This is a genomic window from Streptomyces sp. Ru71, from assembly GCF_002920535.1.
Lineage (GTDB): Bacteria > Actinomycetota > Actinomycetes > Streptomycetales > Streptomycetaceae > Streptomyces.
Window position 1 is genome coordinate 1 of record NZ_PQSS01000015.1, and the last position, 18,881, is coordinate 18,881.

Genomic DNA, 18,881 nt, shown 5'->3' on the forward strand with positions numbered 1-18,881 from the left:
CCGTCCTCGGGTCCTGGTCGGTGAGCGAGTCGACGATGCCGCGCGCCGCGTAGAAGGCGTCGCTGGTCGCCGCCTGGTGCGGGTCGACGCAGGTCGGGTCGGAGGACAGGGCGAACGTCAGACGGCCTCCCGCGTCCGCGCCGGGCCGGCCGCTGCCAAAGGAGCCGGAGGAGCAGGCGGTCAGCGGCAGGGACAGGCACAGCGCGGAGACGAGCAGGACGGCATGGCGTCTGGGACGGGGCATGGCGGAGGAACTCCAGTGGCGAGGACGGTGAAGGAAAGGGGGGAGGGCTGGATCAGAGAGACGAGGGGCCGATGTCCGGGGTGAAGGAGGGGGCACGGCGGTGTGCCCCCTCCTTCACCCCGGGTGTCAGGGACGGCCGAACCGGAAGCCGACACCGCGGACGGTGACGATCCAGTCCCGGGCGCCCAACTTGGTGCGTAACGCGCTGACATGGGTGTCGATGGTGCGGCTGGCGCGGGCGCCGGGTGTGTAACCGGAGCTGTGGAAGCCCCATACGTCGGCCATCAGCTGGGCCCGTGAGTGCACGGTGTGCGGCTCGGAGGCGAGCCGGTAGAGCAGGTCGAACTCCTTGCGGGTCAGGCTGATCGGCCGTCCGTTGAGCCGCACCGCCCGGGTCTCGGGATCGATGCAGAGGGAGCCGAGCGCGAGGGGTGCCGCCCCGGCCGCCGGCGCCGCCCGCAGCCGGGTGCGCCGCAGCACCGCTTCGATGCGGGCCAGCAGCTCCCGCAGGCCGTACGGCTTGGCCATGCAGTCGTCGCACCCCGCCTGTAAGCAGAGGATGCGGTCGAGATTCACACCCGAATCGGTGAAGGCGATGATGGGGACGTCACTGACGGCGCGTACGGTGCGGCACACCTCCAGGCCGTCGATGTCCGACAACCGCAGATCGACGAGAAGCAGGTCGAACTTGTCGTGTATTTCCAGCGCCTCGCTTCCTGTGCTGCATTCCTGCACGTCGAATCCATGGCGTTTCAGCTCGCTGCTCAGGGATTTGCCGCCGGACACGTCGGAGTCGACCACCAATGCTCGCATGTTCTCCCCCGATTTCTGTGCCGCAGGCGTACACCCGATGAGCAGGCTGGCGGATATCACTGGGGAACCACAAGGCAGGTCCCCTTTCTTTCACAAGCCTGTAAAGTCGGTGAGGAGCGACGCCGGTGGCGCTCCGCCACCCATAGGGGCGCGAACTCCCAGGCTAGGTCGGTGCGTTGCGGTCGGCAGTGAGCTGAGTCACAAGGCGTGTCCGGGGTCGGCGCCGTGGCCGGGGACTGCCGCGGATTTGTACATCCTCTGACCTTTCTCTGACATTTCTCTGTCGTTCCTCTGCCGCTTTTATGCCGGCGGCCAACGTCAAGAAATCAAGGCACCGGTTGACGATCGTCTGACAGCTCCCTTTGCAGGTCCTGGACTTCGCCGGTTGAAAACACAAGCAGTGGTGGATCAGGCTGTCGGTGTCGCTCGAAATGACCCTCACGAGGAGGGAGAGCTGTATGGATGCTTCCGTGGTCGTCGTGGGAGCGGGGCCCGCCGGGCTCATGCTCGCCGGAGAATTGCGGCTGGCCGGCATCGACGTCATCGTGCTGGAACGACTGGTGCGGCGTACCGGAGAATCACGCGGACTGGGATTCACCGTCCGCACCCTGGAGACCTTCGACCAGCGCGGGCTCCTGCCCCGCTTCGGTGACCTGCACACCGGCACCGAGGGCCACTTCGGCGGGATACCGCTCGACTTCGGCGTCCTCGGCGCGGGGCACCGGGCGGCCAGGACCGTCCCGCAGTCCGTCACCGAGACCGTCCTGGAGAGCTGGGCGCGCGAGCTCGGCGCCGACATCCGGCGCGGGCACACGTTCCTCTCCCTGGACCAGGACGAGACGTCGGTCGCGGTGCGGGTGGGCACGGACAGCGGGGAGCAGACCCTGCGCGCCCGCTACCTGGTCGGCACCGACGGCGGCCGCAGCAGCGTGCGCAAGGCGGCCGGCTTCGACTTCCCCGGCACCGCCGCCACCACCGAACTGCTCCTCGCCGACATCCGGGGCGTCGACGTGACACCCCGCATGACCGGTGAAGTGGTCTCCGGGGGCATGGTGATGGCCGCGCCGCTCGGCGGCGGCGTGCACCGGGTCATCGTCGGCGAGCGCGGCACCCCACCGCGCCGGCGCGACGGACCGCCCCGCTACGACGAGGTCGCCGACACCTGGAAACGGCTGACCGGGGCGGACATCTCGCACGCCGAACCCGTCTGGGTGAGCGCCTTCACGGACGCCACCCGGCAGGTCACCGAGTACCGGCGCGGGCGGGTCCTGCTGGCCGGGGACGCCGCGCACATCCATCTGCCGGCCGGCGGACAGGGCATGAACACCTCGATCCAGGACTCGGTGAACCTGGGCTGGAAGCTCGCCGCCGTGCTCCGCGGGACCGCACCCGCCGGCCTGCTCGACACCTACCACACCGAACGCCACCGTGTGGGCCGCCAGTTGCTGGCCAACACCCGCGCGCAGTCGCTGCTCATCCTCGGCGGCGACGAGGTGCAGCCCCTGCGGGACGTGCTGGGCGAACTGCTCGCCTACGAGGACGTCGCCCGGCATCTCGCCGCCAAGGTCAGCGGTGTGGAGATCCGCTACGACGTCGGCGGCGGGCGGCATCCGCTGCTCGGCGCCCGGCTGCCCGCACTGCGCCTGACCGCCGGGCGGCGGACCACCAGCAGCACCGCCCTGCTCAGGAGCGGGCGCGGCGTCCTGCTGGACCTGGAGGACAACCGGTGGCTGCGCCGCCGCGCCGCCCCCTGGCGCGACCGCGTCGACATCGTCACCGCCACGCCCGAGGAAGCCCTCGCCGCCCCGGAGGAAGCCCTCGCCGCCCCGGAGCAGGCCTCCGCCGCACCCGAGGCGCCGGCGGCGCACCCCACTTCCGCGGTGCTGCTGCGCCCGGACGGCTATGTGGCCTGGGCCGCGCCCGGCAGCCACCACGACCTGCCCACCGCACTGGACCGCTGGTTCGGTCCCGCCCGGACCCGTCTGCGAGACCGGTCCCGGACCCGTTCCCGAGAGAGGTAACGATGCACAGCACCCTGATCGTCGCGCGGATGGAACTCGGCTCGGCCGACGACGTCGCGCGCCTGTTCCGCGAGTTCGACGCCACGGAGATGCCCCACGTCATGGGCACCCGGCGGCGTCAGCTCTTCGCCTACCGCGGTCTGTACTTCCACCTGCAGGACTTCGACGACAACGACGGCGGCGAACGCATCGAGACCGCCAAGTCGGACCCGAGGTTCGTGGCCATCAGCGAGGACCTCAAGCCGCACATCGAGGCCTACGACCCCGCCACCTGGCGCTCCCCGGCCGACGCCCTGGCGCACCGCTTCTACCAGTGGAACGCCTCATGAGCGTCGACGACGCCCGCCGGGTCGTGATCACGGGCATCGGTGTCACCGCGCCCGGCGGAATCGGTACCAAGAACTTCTGGCAGCTGCTCGTCGACGGGCGCACCGCGACCCGCCGCATCTCCTTCTTCGACGCCTCGCCCTTCCGCTCGCAGATCGCCGCCGAGGTCGACTTCGACGCCGAACTGGCCGGGCTGACCCCGCAGGAGATCCGCCGCATGGACCGGGCCGCGCAGTTCGCGGTCGTCACCGCGCGGGAGGCGGTCGAGGACAGCGGCCTCGCCTTCGACAGCCTCGACCCGAGCCGCACCGGCGTGACCATCGGCAGCGCGGTCGGCGCCACCACGGGACTCGACCAGGAGTACCGCACGGTCAGCGACGGCGGCCGGCTCGACGTGGTCGACCACCACTACGCCGTACCCCACCTCTACAACTTCCTGGTGCCGAGCTCCTTCGCCACGGAGGTGGCCTGGGCGGTGGGCGCCGAGGGCCCCAGCACGGTGATCTCCACCGGCTGCACCTCCGGCCTCGACGCCGTCGGCTACGCCACGGAGGTCATCCGCGACGGCCTCGCCGACGTCATGGTCGCCGGCGCCACCGACGCGCCCATCTCCCCGATCACCGTGGCCTGCTTCGACGCCATCAAGGCCACCACCGCACGCAACGACGACCCGGAACACGCCTCACGCCCCTTCGACGCCAGCCGCAACGGCTTCGTCCTCGGCGAGGGCTGCGCCGTGTTCGTCCTGGAACGCCTCGACCGCGCCCGCGCCCGGGGCGCGCACATCTACGCCGAGGTCGCCGGCTACGCCACCCGCTCCAACGCCTTCCACATGACGGGCCTGCGCCCCGACGGCCGGGAGATGGCCGAGGCCATCCGGGTCGCCCTGGACGAGGCCCGGCTCGACGCGGACCGGATCGACTACATCAACGCGCACGGCTCCGGCACCAAGCAGAACGACCGGCACGAGACCGCCGCCTTCAAGGCGAGCCTCGGCGACCACGCCTACCGCACGCCCGTCAGCTCCATCAAGTCGATGGTGGGGCACTCGCTCGGCGCCATCGGCTCCATCGAGATCGCCGCCTCCGCGCTGGCCATGGAGCACCACGTGGTTCCCCCCACGGCCAACCTGCACACCCCCGACCCCGAGTGCGACCTGGACTACGTGCCCCTCGTCGCCCGTGACCAGCTCACCGACACGGTGCTGTCGGTGGGCAGCGGCTTCGGCGGGTTCCAGAGCGCCGTGGTGCTCGCCCGGCCCGAGCGGAGCGCACGATGAGCCCGCGCGCGGTGGTCACCGGGCTCGGCGTGGCGGCCCCCAACGGACTGGGCGTGGACGACTACTGGAAGGCCACGCTGGAGGGGCGCAGCGGCATCCGGGGCATCACCCGGTTCGACGCGTCCTCGTACCCCTCCCGGCTGGCCGGCGAGATCACCGGGTTCGTCGCGGAGGACCTGCTGCCCAGCAGGCTGCTGCCGCAGACCGACCGGATGACCCGGATCGCCCTGGTCGGCGCGGACTGGGCGCTCGCCGACGCGGACGTGAGCCCCGGCCGGCTGCCGGACTACGACATCGGTGTGATCACCGCCAGTCACTCGGGCGGCTTCGAGTTCGGCCAGAACGAGCTGAAGGCCCTGTGGAGCAAGGGCGGCCAGTACGTCTCCGCCTACCAGTCCTTCGCCTGGTTCTACGCCGTCAACAGCGGCCAGATCTCCATCCGGCACGGCATGCGCGGACCCAGCAGCGTCGTCGTCAGCGACCAGGCCGGCGGCCTCGACGCCCTGGCGCAGGCCCGCCGGCAGGTGCGCAAAGGCACCCCGGTGGTCGTCTCCGGCGCCGTCGACGCGTCGATCTGCTCCTGGGGCTGGGTGGCCCAGCTGGCCGGCGGCCGGCTCACCACCAGCGACGATCCGCGCCGCGCCTACCTGCCCTTCGACGCCGGTGCCTCCGGGCACGTTCCGGGCGAGGGCGGTGCCCTGCTGGTCGTGGAGGACGCCGAGCACGCCGAGCGCCGCGGCGCCCCACGGATCTACGGCGAGATCGCCGGCCACGCGGCCACCATGGACCCCCGGCCCGGCAGCGACCGCGCGCCCGGACTGCGTACCGCCGTCGAACTCGCCCTGCGCGACGCGGGAACCGACGCCGACGACGTCGACGTGGTCTTCGCGGACGCCGCGGCCGTCCCCGAACTGGACCGGATCGAGGCCGAGGCGATCAGCGCGGTGTTCGGGCCGCGCGGCGTCCCGGTCACCGCTCCCAAGACCATGACCGGCCGCCTGTACTCCGGTGCCGCCCCCCTCGATGTCGCCGCCGCGCTGCTCAGCATCCGCGACGGCGTCATCCCGCCGACCGTCGGCACCGCCCTCGCCGGCGACTACGACATCGACCTGGTCACCGGCGTGCCCAGGACGGCACCGGTGCGCACCGCGCTGGTGCTGGCCCGCGGCCAGGGCGGCTTCAACTCCGCCATGGTCGTCCGCGCCGCCGGCCGCTGACCCACACCTGCCGGCTCCCACCACCCACGGAAAGGCTCTTCCATGTCCACATCCGCCCTGTTCACCCTCGACGACCTGCGCCGCGTCCTGCGCGAGGCGGCCGGCGCCGACGAGGGCGTCGACCTCGACGGCGACATCCTCGACACCGAGTTCGAGGCCCTCGGCTACGAGTCGCTCGCCCTGCTGGAGACCGGCGGGCGCATCGAGCGCGAGTGGGGCATCTCGCTCGACGACGACGCGCTCGGCGACGCCGACACCCCGCGCGCCCTGATCGACGCGGTCAACGCGCGGCTGTCCGCCGCCAAGGCCGCCTGAGGAGGACCACCATGACACAGAGCACCCCACGCGTCGCCCTGGTCACCGGGGCCACCAGCGGCATCGGACTGGCCGTGGCACGCCTGCTGGCCGGCCAGGGACACCGCGTGTACATCGGCGCGCGCAGCGCCGAGAACGTCGCCGAGACCGTCAAGCGCCTCCAGGACGAGGGGCTGGAGGTGGACGGCTCGGTCGTCGACGTCCGCTCGCCGGAAGAGGTGCGGGCCTTCGTCGGCGCGGCCGTCGAACGGTTCGGCACGATCGACGTCCTCGTGAACAACGCGGGCCGCAGCGGCGGCGGAGTCACCGCCGACCTCGCGGACGAACTGTGGGACGACGTCCTCGAAACCAACCTCACCAGCGTCTTCCGGGTCACCCGGGAGGTGCTGAACGCGGGCGGCCTGCGCACCAAGGACCGCGGCCGCATCATCAACATCGCCTCGACGGCCGGCAAGCAGGGCGTCGTGCTCGGCGCCCCCTACTCGGCGTCCAAACACGGTGTCGTCGGCTTCACCAAGGCCCTCGGCAACGAACTCGCGCCCACCGGCATCACCGTCAACGCCGTCTGCCCCGGATACGTCGAGACCCCGCTGGCGCAGCGGGTACGGCAGGGCTACGCGGCCGCCTACGACACCACCGAGGACGCGATCCTGGAGAAGTTCCAGGCGAAGATCCCGCTCGGCCGCTACTCGACGCCCGAGGAGGTCGCGGGCCTGGTCGGCTATCTGGCCTCCGACACGGCCGCCTCCATCACCGCGCAGGCCCTCAACGTCTGCGGCGGACTCGGCAACTACTGACCACCCACTTCATCGGAGGCATCATGACGAAGCGTCAGGTCGAACACGCCATCACGGTGGGAGCGGCCGCGGCCGACGTCTACCGGCTGCTCGCCGAGGTCGAGAACTGGCCGCGGCTCTTCCCGCCGTCCGTGTACGTCGACTACCTGGAGCGCGACGGCAACGAGGAGCGCATCCGCATCTGGGCCACCGCCAACGGCGAGCCCAAGAACTGGACGTCCCGCCGCGTCCTCGACCCCGAGGGCCTGCGCATCCGGTTCTGGCAGGAGGTCTCCGCCCCGCCCGTCAAGGAGATGACCGGCACCTGGATCATCGAGCCCCTCGGCGCGGCCGAGACCCGGGTGCGGCTGCTGCACGAGTACCGCGCCATCGACGACGACCCCGAGGGCCTCGCCTGGATCGACGAGGCCGTGGACCGCAACAGCAGGGCCGAACTGCCCGGCCTGAAGACCAACCTGGAACTGTCCACGCAGGCCGCCGGACTGACCCTGTCCTTCGAGGACAGCGTCCGCATCGACGGCTCGGCCAAGGACGTGTTCGACTTCCTCAACGAGGCCCAGCTGTGGACCGAGCGGCTGCCGCACGTCGCCGCCGTCGAACTCACCGAGGACACACCGGGCCTGCAGACCCTGCGCATGGACACCCGCACCAAGGACGGCTCCACCCACACCACCGAGTCCGTGCGGGTCACCTTCCCGCACCACAGGATCGCCTACAAGCAGACCACCCTGCCCGCCCTGCTGACCCTGCACACCGGCTACTGGCAGCTCGACGAGGGCCCCGACGGCGTCACCACCGCCACCTCCCAGCACACCGTCGTCATCGCCGAGGAGAACATCGCACCTGTCCTCGGTCCGGACGCCGGCGTGCCCGAGGCGCGCGCCTACCTTCGGGAGGCTCTCGGCGGCAACAGCCGCGCCACCCTGGGCCACGCCAAGGAGTACGCGGAAGCGCGGCGCTGACCATGGCCGCACCCCCGCACACGGCGGGACACACCGACGTGATCGTCGTCGGCGCCGGGCCGGTCGGGCTGCTGCTCGCCGGTGAACTCAGGCTCGCCGGCGCCGGCGTCACCGTCCTGGAGCAGCTCACCGAGCCGACCCGGGAGTCACGCGCCTCCACCCTGCACACCCGCACCATGGAGATCCTGGCCGAGCGCGGACTGCTGGACCGCCTCGGCCCCCTGCCCGGCGGCGGCCCCGGCCACTTCGGCGGCCTCCCGCTCGACCTGGGTGCCGCCGCCCCCGGGCATCCGCACGCCGGTCAGTGGAAGTGCCCGCAGAGCCGCCTCGAAGCGGTCCTGCAGGTGTGGGCGAGCGAACTTGGCGCCCGCGTGCGGCGCGGCCACGCCGTCACCGGACTGCGCCAGTTCGACGACCGCGTCGTCGTCTCCGCCATCGAACTGGGCGGCCAGCCAGAGCAGTTGACGGCCTCCTACGTCGTCGGCTGCGACGGCGAACGCAGCACCGTACGGCAACTCGCCGGGTTCGACTTCCCCGGCGACGACGGCACCCTGGAGATGCTCCGGGCGGACGTGGCCGGCATAGACGTGCCCGACCGGCGCTTCGAGCGCAGGCCCCACGGGCTCGCCACCGCGCACCGCTGGCCCGACGGCACCACCCGGATCATGGTCCACGTCCACGGCGCGACACCCGGGGCGCGCACCGGCCCGCCCGCCTTCGAGGAGGTCGTCGCCGCCTGGGCGAAGGTCACCGGCGAGGACATCGGCCACGGCACGCCCGTATGGCTGAACGCCTTCGACAACACCCGCCGGCAGGCAGCCCGCTACGTCCGGGGCCGTGTCCTGCTCGCCGGGGACGCCGCCCACGTCCAGATGCCGGTCGGCGGACAGGCCCTCAACCTCGGCCTGCAGGACGCCGCCGCACTGGGCCGGGCGCTCGCCGCCCACGCCACCGGACGCGCCCGCGGCGGCGAACTCGACGCCTACCACGCCGCCCGCCACCGCGCCGGCGCCCGCACTCTCACCGACATCCAGGCACAGGCCCGGCTGCTGCTCGGCGGACCCGAGGTGGACGGCCTGCGCTCGGTGTTCGCCGAACTGCTGGAGCTGGACGTGGTGCGCACCCACCTCGCCCGCGGCATCAGCGGGCTGCGCGACACCGGCCACACCCCCGAAACCCCCGAGAAGACCAGGAGTTGACCCATGAGCCGGCTCACCGGAAAGACCGCACTCGTCACCGGGTCCAGCCGCGGCATCGGCCGCGCCATCGCCGTGCGCCTCGCCCGGGAGGGCGCGCTCGTGGCCGTCCACTACGCCGCGAACGAGGCCGCCGCCCAGGAGACCCTGGAGCTGATCGAGAAGGACGGCGGCCACGGCTTCACCGTCCGCGCCGAACTCGGCGTGCCCGGAGACGTCCACGAACTCTTCCTCGGACTCGAACAGCAGCTGAAGGACCGTACCGGGGAGACCACCCTCGACATCGTCGTCAACAACGCGGGGGAGACCACCCAGGAGGGCGTACGGCCCGAGGACGTCACGGCGGAGCAGTTCGACCGCCTCTTCGCCGTCAACGCCAAGGCCCCCTACTTCCTCCTCCAGCGGGCCCTGCCGCACATACCCGAGGGCGGCCGCGTCATCAACATCTCCTCCGGGCTGACCCGGGTCGCCAACCCCGACCAGGTGGCGTACGCCATGACCAAGGGCGCGATCGAGCAGCTCACCCTGCACCTCGCGCGGCTCCTCGCCCCGCGCGGGATCACCATCAACAGCGTGGCCCCGGGCATCACCGACAACGGCAGCCCCGTGTTCGGCATCCCCGAGGCCGTCGAGCAGATGGCCGCGCTCTCCGCGTTCAACCGGGTCGGCGAGGCCGGGGACGTCGCCGACGTGGTGACGTTCCTCGCCACCCACGAGGCGCGCTGGATCACCGGGGCGTTCATCGACGCCAGCGGCGGGACGCTCCTCGGATGAGCGTCGACGAGCGGGTGCGGGAGCTGGCCGGCCTGAAGGAGAGCGTCGCTTCGGGCCCGGACCCGGCCGCCACCGAACGCCAGCACGCCCGGGGCAAGCTCACCGCACGCGAACGCATCGACCTGCTCCTCGACAAGGGCAGCTTCACCGAGGTCGAGGCGCTGCGCCGGCACCGCGCCACCGGCTTCGGCCTGGAGTCGAAACGCCCGCACACCGACGGGGTCGTCACCGGCTGGGGCACGGTGGAGGGCCGTACGGTCTTCGTCTACGCCCATGACTTCCGCATCTTCGGGGGCGCCCTGGGCGAGGCCCACGCCCAGAAGATCCACAAGCTCATGGACATGGCCATCGCGGCCGGTGCCCCGCTGGTCTCCCTCAACGACGGCGCAGGCGCCCGCATCCAGGAGGGCGTCTCGGCCCTGGCCGGCTACGGCGGCATCTTCCAGCGCAACACCCGTGCCTCCGGAGTGATCCCGCAGATCAGCGTGATGCTCGGTCCGTGCGCGGGCGGCGCCGCCTACAGCCCCGCGCTCACCGACTTCGTGTTCATGGTCCGCGACACGGCCCAGATGTTCATCACCGGACCCGACGTGGTCCAGGCGGTCACCGGTGAGGAGATCACCCACAACGGGCTCGGCGGCGCCGATGTGCACGCCGCCACCTCGGGCGTCGCGCACTTCGTCCACGACGACGAGGAGAGCTGCCTGGAGGAGGTCCGCTACCTGCTGTCGCTGCTGCCGGCCAACAACCGCGAACTGCCGCCCCGGGCCGCCGCCGACGACCCCGCCGACCGCGAGTCGGAGGCGTTGCTGCGCCTGGTCCCCGCCGACGGCAACATCGCCTACGACATCCGGGACGTCATCGAGGAGATCGTCGACGACGGCGAGTACCTGGAGGTGCACCAGGGCTTCGCACCGAACCTGGTGTGCGCGCTGACCCGGCTGGACGGCCACGTCGTCGGCATCGTCGCCAACCAGCCGTCGGCGTTCGCCGGGGTGCTGGACATCGCGGCGAGCGAGAAGGGCGCGCGGTTCGTGCAGTTCTGCGACTCCTTCAACATCCCGCTGGTCACCCTCGTCGACGTCCCCGGCTTCCTGCCGGGCGTCGGGCAGGAGCACGACGGCATCATCCGGCACGGCGCGAAACTGCTGTACGCCTACTGCAACGCCACCGTGCCGCGCGTCTCGATCGTCCTGCGCAAGGCCTACGGCGGCGCCTACATCGTGATGGACTCGCGTTCCATCGGGGCGGACCTGGCGCTGGCCTGGCCCACCAACGAGATCGCCGTCATGGGCGCGGAGGGCGCGGCGGGCGTGGTCTTCCGCCGCGAGATCGCCGCCGCCGACGACCCCGCGGCGATGCGCGCCCGGAAGATCGCCGAGTACCGCGAACAACTGGTCCACCCCTACTACGCGGCGGAGCGCGGACTCCTCGACGACGTCATCGACCCCCGGCAGACCCGGCCCCTGCTGTGCCGCGCCCTGGCCATGCTCGCCACCAAACACGCGGACCTGCCGCCCCGCAAGCACGGCAACCCGCCCCAGTAGCCCACCACCCCGGCCACGGGCCCGCGTCGGCCCCAGCGAAAGGTAACCCAGTCATGGACGTCGGACTCCTCTTCGACCTGCGCAACCCCGAGCAGTGGCACCGGCCCTGGGCCGGGCACTACGCGCGCACCCTGGAGTTCTGCGAGGAAGCCGACCGGCGCGGCGCGGGCGGCCTGTGGTTCACCGAGCACCACCTCTTCGCGGACGGCTATCTGCCCCAGCCCCTCACCTTCGCCGCGGCGGCCGCCGCCCGCACCCGCACCGCCCGCATCGGCACCTCCGTCGTGCTGCCCGCCCTGCACCATCCCGTCGACCTCGCCGAACAGGCCGCCCTGGTGGACCTGATCAGCGGCGGACGCCTCGAACTGGGCCTCGGCGCCGGCTACCGGCTGCCCGAGTACGACCTGTTCGGCGCCGACTTCACCCGGCGCTTCAAACACACCGAGAACAACATCGCCGAGATCCTGCGGCTGTGGCGGGAGCGCGCCGTGACCCCGTCACCGATCCAGGACCCGCCGCCGGTGTGGGGCGGGTTCTACGGCCCGCGCGGCGCACGGATCGCCGGCCGGCTCGGCATCGGCCTGCTGCACATCTCCCGCCCGCTGTTCGCGCACTACCGGGAGGGCCTCGTCGAAGGAGGCCACGACCCGGACACCGCACGCGTCTCCGACCTGCTGCCCATCATCCTCTCCAGCGACCCCGAGGCCGCCTGGCGGCGCATCGGACCGCACCTGGTCCATCAGGTCAACTCCTACCGTCAGGGCGCCCTGGAGGGCCGCGGCGGGGACGACGGCTTCCAGCCCCTGACCCTCGAAGACCTGCGCGACCCGGACGCCGAGGACACCCGCGGACTGCTGGACATCCTCACCCCCGAGGACGCGGCCGACCGGATCAGGGAACTCACCGACGGACTGCCCGTACGGCACCTGATCTTCTGGGCGAGCATCGCCGGCATGCCGGACGACCTGGTGACCGAGAACATCGAGCTGATCACCGAGAAACTGCCGCCGCTGCTCGCCCGGGACACCGCCGCGACCGGATCACCGGCATGACGACGGCACCCGCCCACCTCGCACGACGCGAGGGGAGCTGGAGCCTTCGGGACTGGGCTGTCCTGCTCACCCTGTCCGCCAACATGATCCTCGACGCGATCGAGGTCTCCATCGTCCTGGTCGCCCTGCCCACCATCCGCGCCGACCTCGGCCTGTCGCTGTGGACCGTCCAGTGGCTGATGAGCGGCTTCGCCCTCGGCTTCGCCGCCCTGCTGATCGCCGGCCCCCGGCTGACCGCGCGCTGGGGCAGGCGCCGCGTCTACCTGGCCGCGATGCTCGGCTTCGCCGCTGCGTCGGTCGCCGGCTCCCTCGCCGACGCCCCCGCGCTGCTGATCGCCACCCGCGTGGTCAAGGGACTGTGCGCGGCCCTCACCGCGCCCACCGGCCTCGCCATCATCGCCACGCTCTTCCCCGAGGAACGCCGAGCACGCCGTGCCGTCTCCGTCTACTCCCTCTTCGGCGCCGCCGGCTTCACCGCCGGGCTCCTGCTGTCCGGCCTGCTGCTCCAGGTCAGCTGGCGCGGGACGTTCCTCTTCCCGGCGCCGCTGGCCCTGGCGCTGCTGCTGGTCGCGCTGCGCCTGATCCCGCGCGACCGGGGCACCGGGCCGCCCGCCCGTCCCGTCGCCCCGCTGCTGCGCAACGGTCCCCTGCTGCGTACGGCCCTGTGCGCGGCGACCCTCAACGGCACCTACCACAGCCTGCTGTTCCTGATCACCTTCCGGACGCAGGAGGAACTCGGCTGGGCCCCCTGGCGCAGCGCGCTCGCCCTGCTGCCGGCGTGTCTGCCGCTCGCCGTGACCGTGCCGTTCGCCGCGCCCATGGTGGCCCGGTGGGGAACCCGGCGGCTCATCGCCCTGGGAGCCGCCGCTCCGCTCGCCGGGCAGGCCCTGTCCCTGTGGCGGCCCCGGGCCGGGTACGCCACCGGGACGCTGCCGGCACTCGCCCTGGTCGGCGCCGGGTTCGTGCTGTCCTTCGCCGCCCTCAACATGCGCGCCGCCGACGCGGTCCCGCCCGTGGACCGGCCGGCCGCCGTACCGCTCTACCAGACGGCCGTGCAGCTCGGTGCCGTACCGATGCTGCCGCTCACCGCCTGGCTGCTCACCACGGGGGACGGCTACCGCCCGGCCCTCGCCCTGATCACCGCCGTCGGCGCGGTCGGCCTGCTGACCGCGACCGCCGGAACCCGCACCACCGACAGAGAGGATCAGCCATGAGCCGAGAGCAGCCCCCGCTCTCCCTCGCCGTCATCACCGCCACGGTCCGCGACGGCCGGTTCGGCCCGACCGTGGCCCAGTGGTTCCGCACCCAGGCCGCGTCCCGCCCCGACGTCGTCACGCACGCCGTCGACCTGCGCGACTTCCCCCTCCCGCTGACCCTGCCCGAACCCGGGCAGCAGCCCCCGGCGCAGGCGGCCCGCGTCCGGGACGAGCTGGGAGCGGTGCTGGCCCGGGCCGACGCCTATGTGGTGGTGACCCCGGAGTACAACCACAGCTTCCCCGCCTCCCTGAAGAACGTCCTCGACTGGTTCCTCACCCCGTGGGCGGCCAAGCCCGTCGGCTTCGTCTCCTACGGGGGGCTGGCCGGCGGACTGCGCGCCGTCGAGCAGCTGCGCCAGGTCTTCGCCGAACTGCACGCCGTGACCGTCCGCGAGAGCGTCAGCTTCCACAACGCCTGGGAGCGCTTCGACGAACACGGCGAACCGGTCGACACCGCCGCGAGCGAGGCGGCGGCGAAGACCCTGCTGGACCAGCTCGTCTGGTGGGGACGGGCCCTGCGCTCGGCACGCGAGGAGCACCCCTATGGCGGCTGACACCCGGCCCGTGCCGCTCGGCACGCCGCCCGACATCCGGCGCTCCGACGTCAGGGCCGTCTTCGTCACCCAGTGGTACGTCCCCGGCCGTGCCGCCGGGCTCGCCTCGCTCGACGAGGTGGCGGAGCAGTGGGCCGGCACCCCGTGGCCGACGGGCATCCTGTCCTTCGCCGCCTACCTCGGCACCGACGACGACACCGCCCTCACCTATGTGCAGGCGAGCCGGCCCGACACCTACCGCCCCTTCGTGCGCGCGCTGCGCGGCCCGGCCCGCGCCGAAGGCGTCGAGTACCGGCTGCGCCGCAGCGTCGTTCTGGAGCCGGGCCTGCCGGGCGCGGTCGTCGTGGCGAGCTTCGACGTCGACGGCCCCGAACGCCAGGAAAGGATCATCGAGTCCGTGGCCGGCGCGGTCACCGGCGCCCCCGCCGAGCAGCACCCGGGCATGCTGACGGCCAACTTCCACGCCAGCACGGACGGCACCCGCGTCCTCAACTACGCGGAGTGGACGACCGACGAGGCCCACGTGGCGTTCCTCGCCGGAGCGACCCGCAGGGCGACGTTGCGGGCCACCGGGGAGACACCCGGCGTGCGCCCCATCGGCTTCAAGCGCTACCACCTGCACCGCAGCATCAGCATCGAACATCCCCCGAACGACAGGAGACAGCCGTGACCATCCTGGTGACCGGCGCCCGAGGCCGCGTCGGCCGCACCGTGCTGCGCCAACTGCTCGACGCCGGTGCCCCGGTGCGCGCGGCGAGCAGCAGCCCCGGCACCGCCGGACCGCCCGGGCAGGTGCCCACCGCACACCTCGACCTGGCCGCACCCGGCACCTTCGCGGACGCCCTGACGGGCGTGCGCAAGGTCTTCCTGTACGCGCGGCCCGACACCGCCGCCAAGTTCACCGAGGCCGCCGTGGCGGCCGGGGTCGAACACGTGGTGCTGCTGTCGTCGCTGGCCATCGACGCGGACGGGGCGCAGGACAGCCCCATCGCCCAGCAGCACCTGGTGGTCGAGGAGGCGCTGCGGGCGTCCGGGATCGGCTTCACGTTCGTGCGGGCCGGGGCGTTCGCCGCCAACGCCCTGCAGTGGGCCGGGCAGATCCGCGAGCGGCGGGCGCTGCGGCTGGCCTACCCGGACACCCACAGCGAGCCCGTCCACGAGGCCGACCTGGCCGCGGTCGCGGTCCGGGCCCTGCTCGACGACACCCACCGGGGGGCCGTCCTGCGGATCACGGGACCGCAGTCGCTGTCCGCGCGCCGGCAGGCCGAGCTGATCGGCCGGGCCATCGGCGAGAGCGTGGAGGTGACCCGGATCAGCCGCGCCGAGTACCGCGCACAGCTGACCGCCGTGTTCCCGGAGGCGATCGTGGACACGCTGCTGGACTTCCAGGCCGAACGCGACGGAGTGCCGAACCCGCCGCACCCGGACGCGGAGGCGGTGCTGGGCCGGCCGGCGCTCGGGTTCGGCCAGTGGGCGACGGAGCACGCCGAGGACTTCCGCTGACGCGACGCCGGCCGCCGACCCACGCGGTGCCCCGCCCCCAGCCGGGGGGCGGGGCACCGCGTCGTCGTGCCGGGCGCGTCACCACTCGACGGGCAGCTCCCTGACCCCGCGCATCACCCGGTTGGTGTTCCAGACGACCTCGTCGGCCGGCACGGCGAGCCGCAGCCCGGGGAGCCGGCGGACGAGGGTGGCGATGACGGTCTGCAGCTCCACCCGGGCGAGCGGCGCCGCCGGGCAGTGGTGCGGGCCGTGCCCGAAGGCCAGGTGCGGGTTGGAGGCCCGGGTGAAGTCGAGCTCCTCGGGCCGCTCGAAGACCGTCTCGTCCCGGTTGGCCGAGTCGTTCTGGGCCACCACGGCGTCCCCGGCCCTGATGACCCGCCCGCCGAGGGTGAAGTCCTCCACGGCTATCCGGGAGAACGGCGCGACGCTGGTCGCCAGCGGCGTGTACCGCAGCAGCTCCTCCACGGCCCCCGGCACCAGGTCGGGGTCCTTGACCAGGGACTCCCACAGCTCGGGCCGCGACAGCAGGGTGAACAGGAAGTTGCCGGTCTGGTTGGCGGTCGTCTCGTGCCCGGCGGTGAGCAGGTCGACCGCGAAGATGGCCAGTTCGCGCTCGCTGAGCCGGTCGCTGCCCTCGCGGGAGGTGACGAGCCGGCTGAGGAGGTCGTCGCCGGGCGCGGCGACACGGCGGGCGATCAGATCGCGCAGATACGCGTCGAGGCTGTCGCGCGCGGCCTGGATGGAACCAGGGTCCTCGACGGTGAGCGCCATCATCTCGTCGGTCCAGGCACGGAACCGGTCGCGGTCCTCGGCCGGGATGCCGAAGGTCTCGCAGATCACCGTGATGCCCATCGGCCAGGCCAGCTGGTGCGCGAGGTCGGCGGGCGGACCCGCGGCCTCAAGCTCGTCGACGAGCGTGTCGACGATGGACTGCACCCGCGGGCGTACGGCGTTGACCTGCCGCACGGTGAACGCCTGGGCGGCCAGCCGGCGCAACCGGGTGTGCTCCGGGGGATCCATGCTCAGCAGCGACTCGGCCTGCTGGATGAGCGGGCTGGAGCGCGGCACGTCCTTGCCGACGGCCGCCGCCCGGCTGAGCCGGGGATCGGCGAGCACCGCGCGGACGTCGTCGTACCGGGTCACCAGCCAGGCGTCGCCGCCGTGCGGCATGGTCACCCGGGCGACCGGCTCGTCGCGGCGCAGCCGGGCGTAGGAGGGGTCGAGGTCGAGGCGCTGTGAGGTGAAGTCGGAGGCGAGGAACGGGCAGGACGCGGGGGATTCACCGGAATCGGTCGAAGTCATCGAGCGTTCTCCGTCGCTGAAAGGAACACAGATGCTGACCCGACGACTGTAAAAGTCGTTCCGTGCGTCGACCGTCAGTGATTCAATGAATTGTCCATAATTCCATGTCAAGAAAATGAGAACCGCGACAAGGGGGCCGCTCGTCCCGCAGCCCCGCGTCACGTCACACGTGTCCGACCCGGAATCCCACCCCTCTCACGGTGCGGATCCAGTCACTGTGTCCCAACTTGCTGCGCAGTGAGCTGACATGGGTGTCCACGGTGCGGCTCGCCCGGGGGCCGAGCGCTTCCGGCCGCGGATCCTCCCAGATCTCCTGCATCAGGCGCTGCCGGCTGACCACCTTCTCGGAGTGCCGGGCGAGGTAGTACAGCAGGTCGAACTCCTTGCGGGTCAGGGAGATCGGCCTGCCGCGCACCATCACCTCACGGGCGGCGGCGTCGATGCTGAGTCCGCCGATCGACACGGTCGTCAGGGAGTCGCGGGAGCCCTCGCGCGGGTGCGTGCGGCGCGTCACCGCCTCGATCCTGGCGATCAACTCCCTTACTTCGTACGGCTTGTCGAGGCAGTCGTCCGCGCCGGCGCGCAGGGCGAGGACGCGGTCCAGTTCGTCACCGCCGGCGGTGAACGCGATGATCGGTGTGTGCGCCGTCTCGCGCATGCGCCGGCACACCTCCAGACCGTCGATATCCGGCAGGTCGAGGTCGAGCAGGACCAGACCGGCCTGCGCGTACGCCTCCAGCGCCGCCGTGCCGGTGGCCGCGACGGTGACGTCGTGGCCGTGGCGTTCCAGTCGGTCCGCCGACGAGCCGGGGCCCTCGGCCGGATTTCCCACCGCGAGTATGTGCACGTTTTCTCCTTCGCTCGGATCGAAGCGTGCGGGTGCTGTGGACTATTCGGTGTGCGCCTCCCTCATCGGGTGGTCGCGCTTCCTTGATGATTCATCGAAAACGCGGATGGGGAACGGCCCGACGGCGGTCTTAAAAAAGAGTTCACAACCCAAGCGGTTGTGCCGCGCCGTCAGCCGGCCGTTCCATAGGCCTGCAGGAAGGTGTCCACGGCGGCCCGGCCCACGGTGTGCAGTTCGCTCTCGGGGACCTCGCGGGTGCCCAGTCGGGACCGGGCCTCCATGGGGGCGGTCAGCAGGGCCAGGAACTGCTCGGCGGCCTCGGCCGGGTCGCACGGCCGCAGCCGCCCGGCGAGCGACAGGCGCGCGAGGCGGTCCGCCAGCGCCTGCTTGAGACGGCTCGCGCCCCGCCCCCACACGACCTCCAGCAGGTCGGGGAACTGGGTGATCTCCGCGTACAGCAGCCGCCGCAGCGACCAGGACCGCTCGTCGCAACACTGCAACAGCAGCCGGTGGGCGACGTCTTCGAGTCTTTCCCTCAGGTCGCCGGCCTGCGGCTGCCCGGCCTCGTTGCCGGTGCCTTCGTCGGCCAGCAGGTCGACCACGGCGAGGTTCTCGGCCATGACGGCGTCCGCGGTGGCCTCCAGGGCGCTGCGGAAGAGGTTCTCCTTGTCCCCGAGGTGGTTGTAGACGGTGTGCTTCGCCACCCCCGCGACCTCGGCGATCTCCTCCATGCAGGCCCGGGCGTAGCCCCGTCGGGCGAACACGGTGAAGGCGGCGCCCAGGATCGCCTCCCGCTTGTCGATACGGCCACGGGACGCCGTGCGGCCGGGGGCCTTGGCTGCCTTCGTTCCAGTCACGTGCGCCATCGTACCGGG

The 18,881-nt window shown here is 72.2% G+C and carries 17 protein-coding genes and 2 pseudogenes; 14 read left to right on the plus strand and 5 right to left on the minus strand.

Features of this window, described 5'->3' with window-relative positions; all coding sequences use genetic code 11:
• Both C3489_RS12025 and C3489_RS12030 read right to left on the minus strand, forming a co-directional pair.
• A pseudogene (locus tag C3489_RS12025) lies at window positions 1-244 on the minus strand (ABC transporter substrate-binding protein); the annotation flags it as partial.
• 126 nt (window positions 245-370) lie between these two features.
• The gene (locus C3489_RS12030; protein WP_103781752.1) at window positions 371-1,057 is read right to left on the minus strand and encodes a response regulator transcription factor; all 687 of its coding nucleotides are present in this window, start codon (window positions 1,055-1,057) and stop codon (window positions 371-373) included.
• A gap of 458 nt (window positions 1,058-1,515) precedes the next feature.
• Between C3489_RS12030 and C3489_RS12035 the strand changes: the two genes are divergently transcribed.
• From C3489_RS12035 to C3489_RS12100, 14 genes and pseudogenes are all read left to right on the plus strand, one after another.
• On the plus strand, window positions 1,516-3,078 hold the full coding sequence (locus C3489_RS12035) for an FAD-dependent monooxygenase (RefSeq protein ID WP_103781753.1): 1,563 nt from the start codon (window positions 1,516-1,518) through the stop codon (window positions 3,076-3,078).
• Window positions 3,079-3,080: 2 nt separating this feature from the next.
• Window positions 3,081-3,407, plus strand: coding sequence for a TcmI family type II polyketide cyclase (locus C3489_RS12040; protein WP_103781754.1), 327 nt, complete (start codon window positions 3,081-3,083; stop codon window positions 3,405-3,407).
• Window positions 3,404-4,684, plus strand: coding sequence for a beta-ketoacyl synthase (locus C3489_RS12045; RefSeq protein WP_103781755.1), 1,281 nt, complete (start codon window positions 3,404-3,406; stop codon window positions 4,682-4,684). The genes C3489_RS12040 and C3489_RS12045 overlap by 4 nt, the downstream gene beginning before the upstream one ends.
• The gene (locus C3489_RS12050; RefSeq protein WP_103781756.1) at window positions 4,681-5,901 is read left to right on the plus strand and encodes a ketosynthase chain-length factor; all 1,221 of its coding nucleotides are present in this window, start codon (window positions 4,681-4,683) and stop codon (window positions 5,899-5,901) included. Before C3489_RS12045 ends, C3489_RS12050 begins: the two co-directional genes overlap by 4 nt.
• Window positions 5,902-5,943: 42 nt before the next feature.
• Window positions 5,944-6,216: a phosphopantetheine-binding protein gene (locus C3489_RS12055; RefSeq protein WP_103781757.1), complete on the plus strand. Its 273-nt coding sequence runs from the start codon at window positions 5,944-5,946 to the stop codon at window positions 6,214-6,216.
• Window positions 6,217-6,227: 11 nt separating this feature from the next.
• Complete coding sequence (gene fabG, locus C3489_RS12060) at window positions 6,228-7,013, plus strand: 3-oxoacyl-ACP reductase FabG (protein ID WP_103781758.1); 786 nt, start codon at window positions 6,228-6,230, stop codon at window positions 7,011-7,013.
• Between the two features lie 23 nt (window positions 7,014-7,036).
• Window positions 7,037-7,975 (plus strand): aromatase/cyclase, encoded by a 939-nt coding sequence (locus C3489_RS12065; protein WP_103781759.1) that lies wholly within the window; start codon window positions 7,037-7,039, stop codon window positions 7,973-7,975.
• Between the two features lie 2 nt (window positions 7,976-7,977).
• A pseudogene (locus C3489_RS39845) lies at window positions 7,978-9,945 on the plus strand (SDR family oxidoreductase).
• Window positions 9,942-11,492, plus strand: coding sequence for an acyl-CoA carboxylase subunit beta (locus C3489_RS12075; protein WP_103781760.1), 1,551 nt, complete (start codon window positions 9,942-9,944; stop codon window positions 11,490-11,492). The pseudogene C3489_RS39845 and the gene C3489_RS12075 overlap by 4 nt, the downstream one beginning before the upstream one ends.
• 53 nt (window positions 11,493-11,545) lie before the next feature.
• Window positions 11,546-12,544 (plus strand): LLM class flavin-dependent oxidoreductase, encoded by a 999-nt coding sequence (locus C3489_RS12080; RefSeq protein ID WP_103781761.1) that lies wholly within the window; start codon window positions 11,546-11,548, stop codon window positions 12,542-12,544.
• A complete protein-coding gene (locus tag C3489_RS12085; RefSeq protein ID WP_103781762.1) occupies window positions 12,541-13,758 on the plus strand; it encodes an MFS transporter in 1,218 nt (405 codons plus the stop codon). Before C3489_RS12080 ends, C3489_RS12085 begins: the two co-directional genes overlap by 4 nt.
• On the plus strand, window positions 13,755-14,354 hold the full coding sequence (locus tag C3489_RS12090; protein ID WP_103781763.1) for an NADPH-dependent FMN reductase: 600 nt from the start codon (window positions 13,755-13,757) through the stop codon (window positions 14,352-14,354). The genes C3489_RS12085 and C3489_RS12090 overlap by 4 nt, the downstream gene beginning before the upstream one ends.
• Window positions 14,344-15,024, plus strand: a complete 681-nt coding sequence (locus C3489_RS12095; RefSeq protein ID WP_103781764.1) for a putative quinol monooxygenase — start codon at window positions 14,344-14,346, stop codon at window positions 15,022-15,024. The genes C3489_RS12090 and C3489_RS12095 overlap by 11 nt, the downstream gene beginning before the upstream one ends.
• On the plus strand, window positions 15,021-15,857 hold the full coding sequence (locus tag C3489_RS12100; RefSeq protein WP_103781765.1) for an SDR family oxidoreductase: 837 nt from the start codon (window positions 15,021-15,023) through the stop codon (window positions 15,855-15,857). The genes C3489_RS12095 and C3489_RS12100 overlap by 4 nt, the downstream gene beginning before the upstream one ends.
• Window positions 15,858-15,935: 78 nt before the next feature.
• Here the strand turns inward: C3489_RS12100 and C3489_RS12105 are convergent, their stop codons facing one another.
• The 3 genes from C3489_RS12105 to C3489_RS12115 form a co-directional block, all read right to left on the minus strand.
• A complete protein-coding gene (locus tag C3489_RS12105) occupies window positions 15,936-17,159 on the minus strand; it encodes a cytochrome P450 (protein WP_103781766.1) in 1,224 nt (407 codons plus the stop codon).
• Window positions 17,160-17,322: 163 nt separating this feature from the next.
• A complete protein-coding gene (locus tag C3489_RS12110) occupies window positions 17,323-18,006 on the minus strand; it encodes a response regulator transcription factor (RefSeq protein ID WP_103781767.1) in 684 nt (227 codons plus the stop codon).
• 170 nt (window positions 18,007-18,176) lie between these two features.
• Window positions 18,177-18,872, minus strand: coding sequence for a TetR/AcrR family transcriptional regulator (locus tag C3489_RS12115; protein ID WP_103781857.1), 696 nt, complete (start codon window positions 18,870-18,872; stop codon window positions 18,177-18,179).
• Window positions 18,873-18,881: the final 9 nt, after the last annotated feature.

What these genes read in the sequence shown, in the direction of transcription:
- C3489_RS12030 (WP_103781752.1), bottom strand. Translation starts at nt 1,057, where the DNA reads ATGCGAGCATTGGTGGTCGACTCCGACGTGTCCGGCGGCAAATCCCTG.
- C3489_RS12035 (WP_103781753.1), top strand. Translation starts at nt 1,516, where the DNA reads ATGGATGCTTCCGTGGTCGTCGTGGGAGCGGGGCCCGCCGGGCTCATG.
- C3489_RS12040 (WP_103781754.1), top strand. Translation starts at nt 3,081, where the DNA reads ATGCACAGCACCCTGATCGTCGCGCGGATGGAACTCGGCTCGGCCGAC.
- C3489_RS12045 (WP_103781755.1), top strand. Translation starts at nt 3,404, where the DNA reads ATGAGCGTCGACGACGCCCGCCGGGTCGTGATCACGGGCATCGGTGTC.
- C3489_RS12050 (WP_103781756.1), top strand. Translation starts at nt 4,681, where the DNA reads ATGAGCCCGCGCGCGGTGGTCACCGGGCTCGGCGTGGCGGCCCCCAAC.
- C3489_RS12055 (WP_103781757.1), top strand. Translation starts at nt 5,944, where the DNA reads ATGTCCACATCCGCCCTGTTCACCCTCGACGACCTGCGCCGCGTCCTG.
- fabG (WP_103781758.1), top strand. Translation starts at nt 6,228, where the DNA reads ATGACACAGAGCACCCCACGCGTCGCCCTGGTCACCGGGGCCACCAGC.
- C3489_RS12065 (WP_103781759.1), top strand. Translation starts at nt 7,037, where the DNA reads ATGACGAAGCGTCAGGTCGAACACGCCATCACGGTGGGAGCGGCCGCG.
- C3489_RS12075 (WP_103781760.1), top strand. Translation starts at nt 9,942, where the DNA reads ATGAGCGTCGACGAGCGGGTGCGGGAGCTGGCCGGCCTGAAGGAGAGC.
- C3489_RS12080 (WP_103781761.1), top strand. Translation starts at nt 11,546, where the DNA reads ATGGACGTCGGACTCCTCTTCGACCTGCGCAACCCCGAGCAGTGGCAC.
- C3489_RS12085 (WP_103781762.1), top strand. Translation starts at nt 12,541, where the DNA reads ATGACGACGGCACCCGCCCACCTCGCACGACGCGAGGGGAGCTGGAGC.
- C3489_RS12090 (WP_103781763.1), top strand. Translation starts at nt 13,755, where the DNA reads ATGAGCCGAGAGCAGCCCCCGCTCTCCCTCGCCGTCATCACCGCCACG.
- C3489_RS12095 (WP_103781764.1), top strand. Translation starts at nt 14,344, where the DNA reads ATGGCGGCTGACACCCGGCCCGTGCCGCTCGGCACGCCGCCCGACATC.
- C3489_RS12105 (WP_103781766.1), bottom strand. Translation starts at nt 17,159, where the DNA reads ATGACTTCGACCGATTCCGGTGAATCCCCCGCGTCCTGCCCGTTCCTC.
- C3489_RS12115 (WP_103781857.1), bottom strand. Translation starts at nt 18,872, where the DNA reads ATGGCGCACGTGACTGGAACGAAGGCAGCCAAGGCCCCCGGCCGCACG.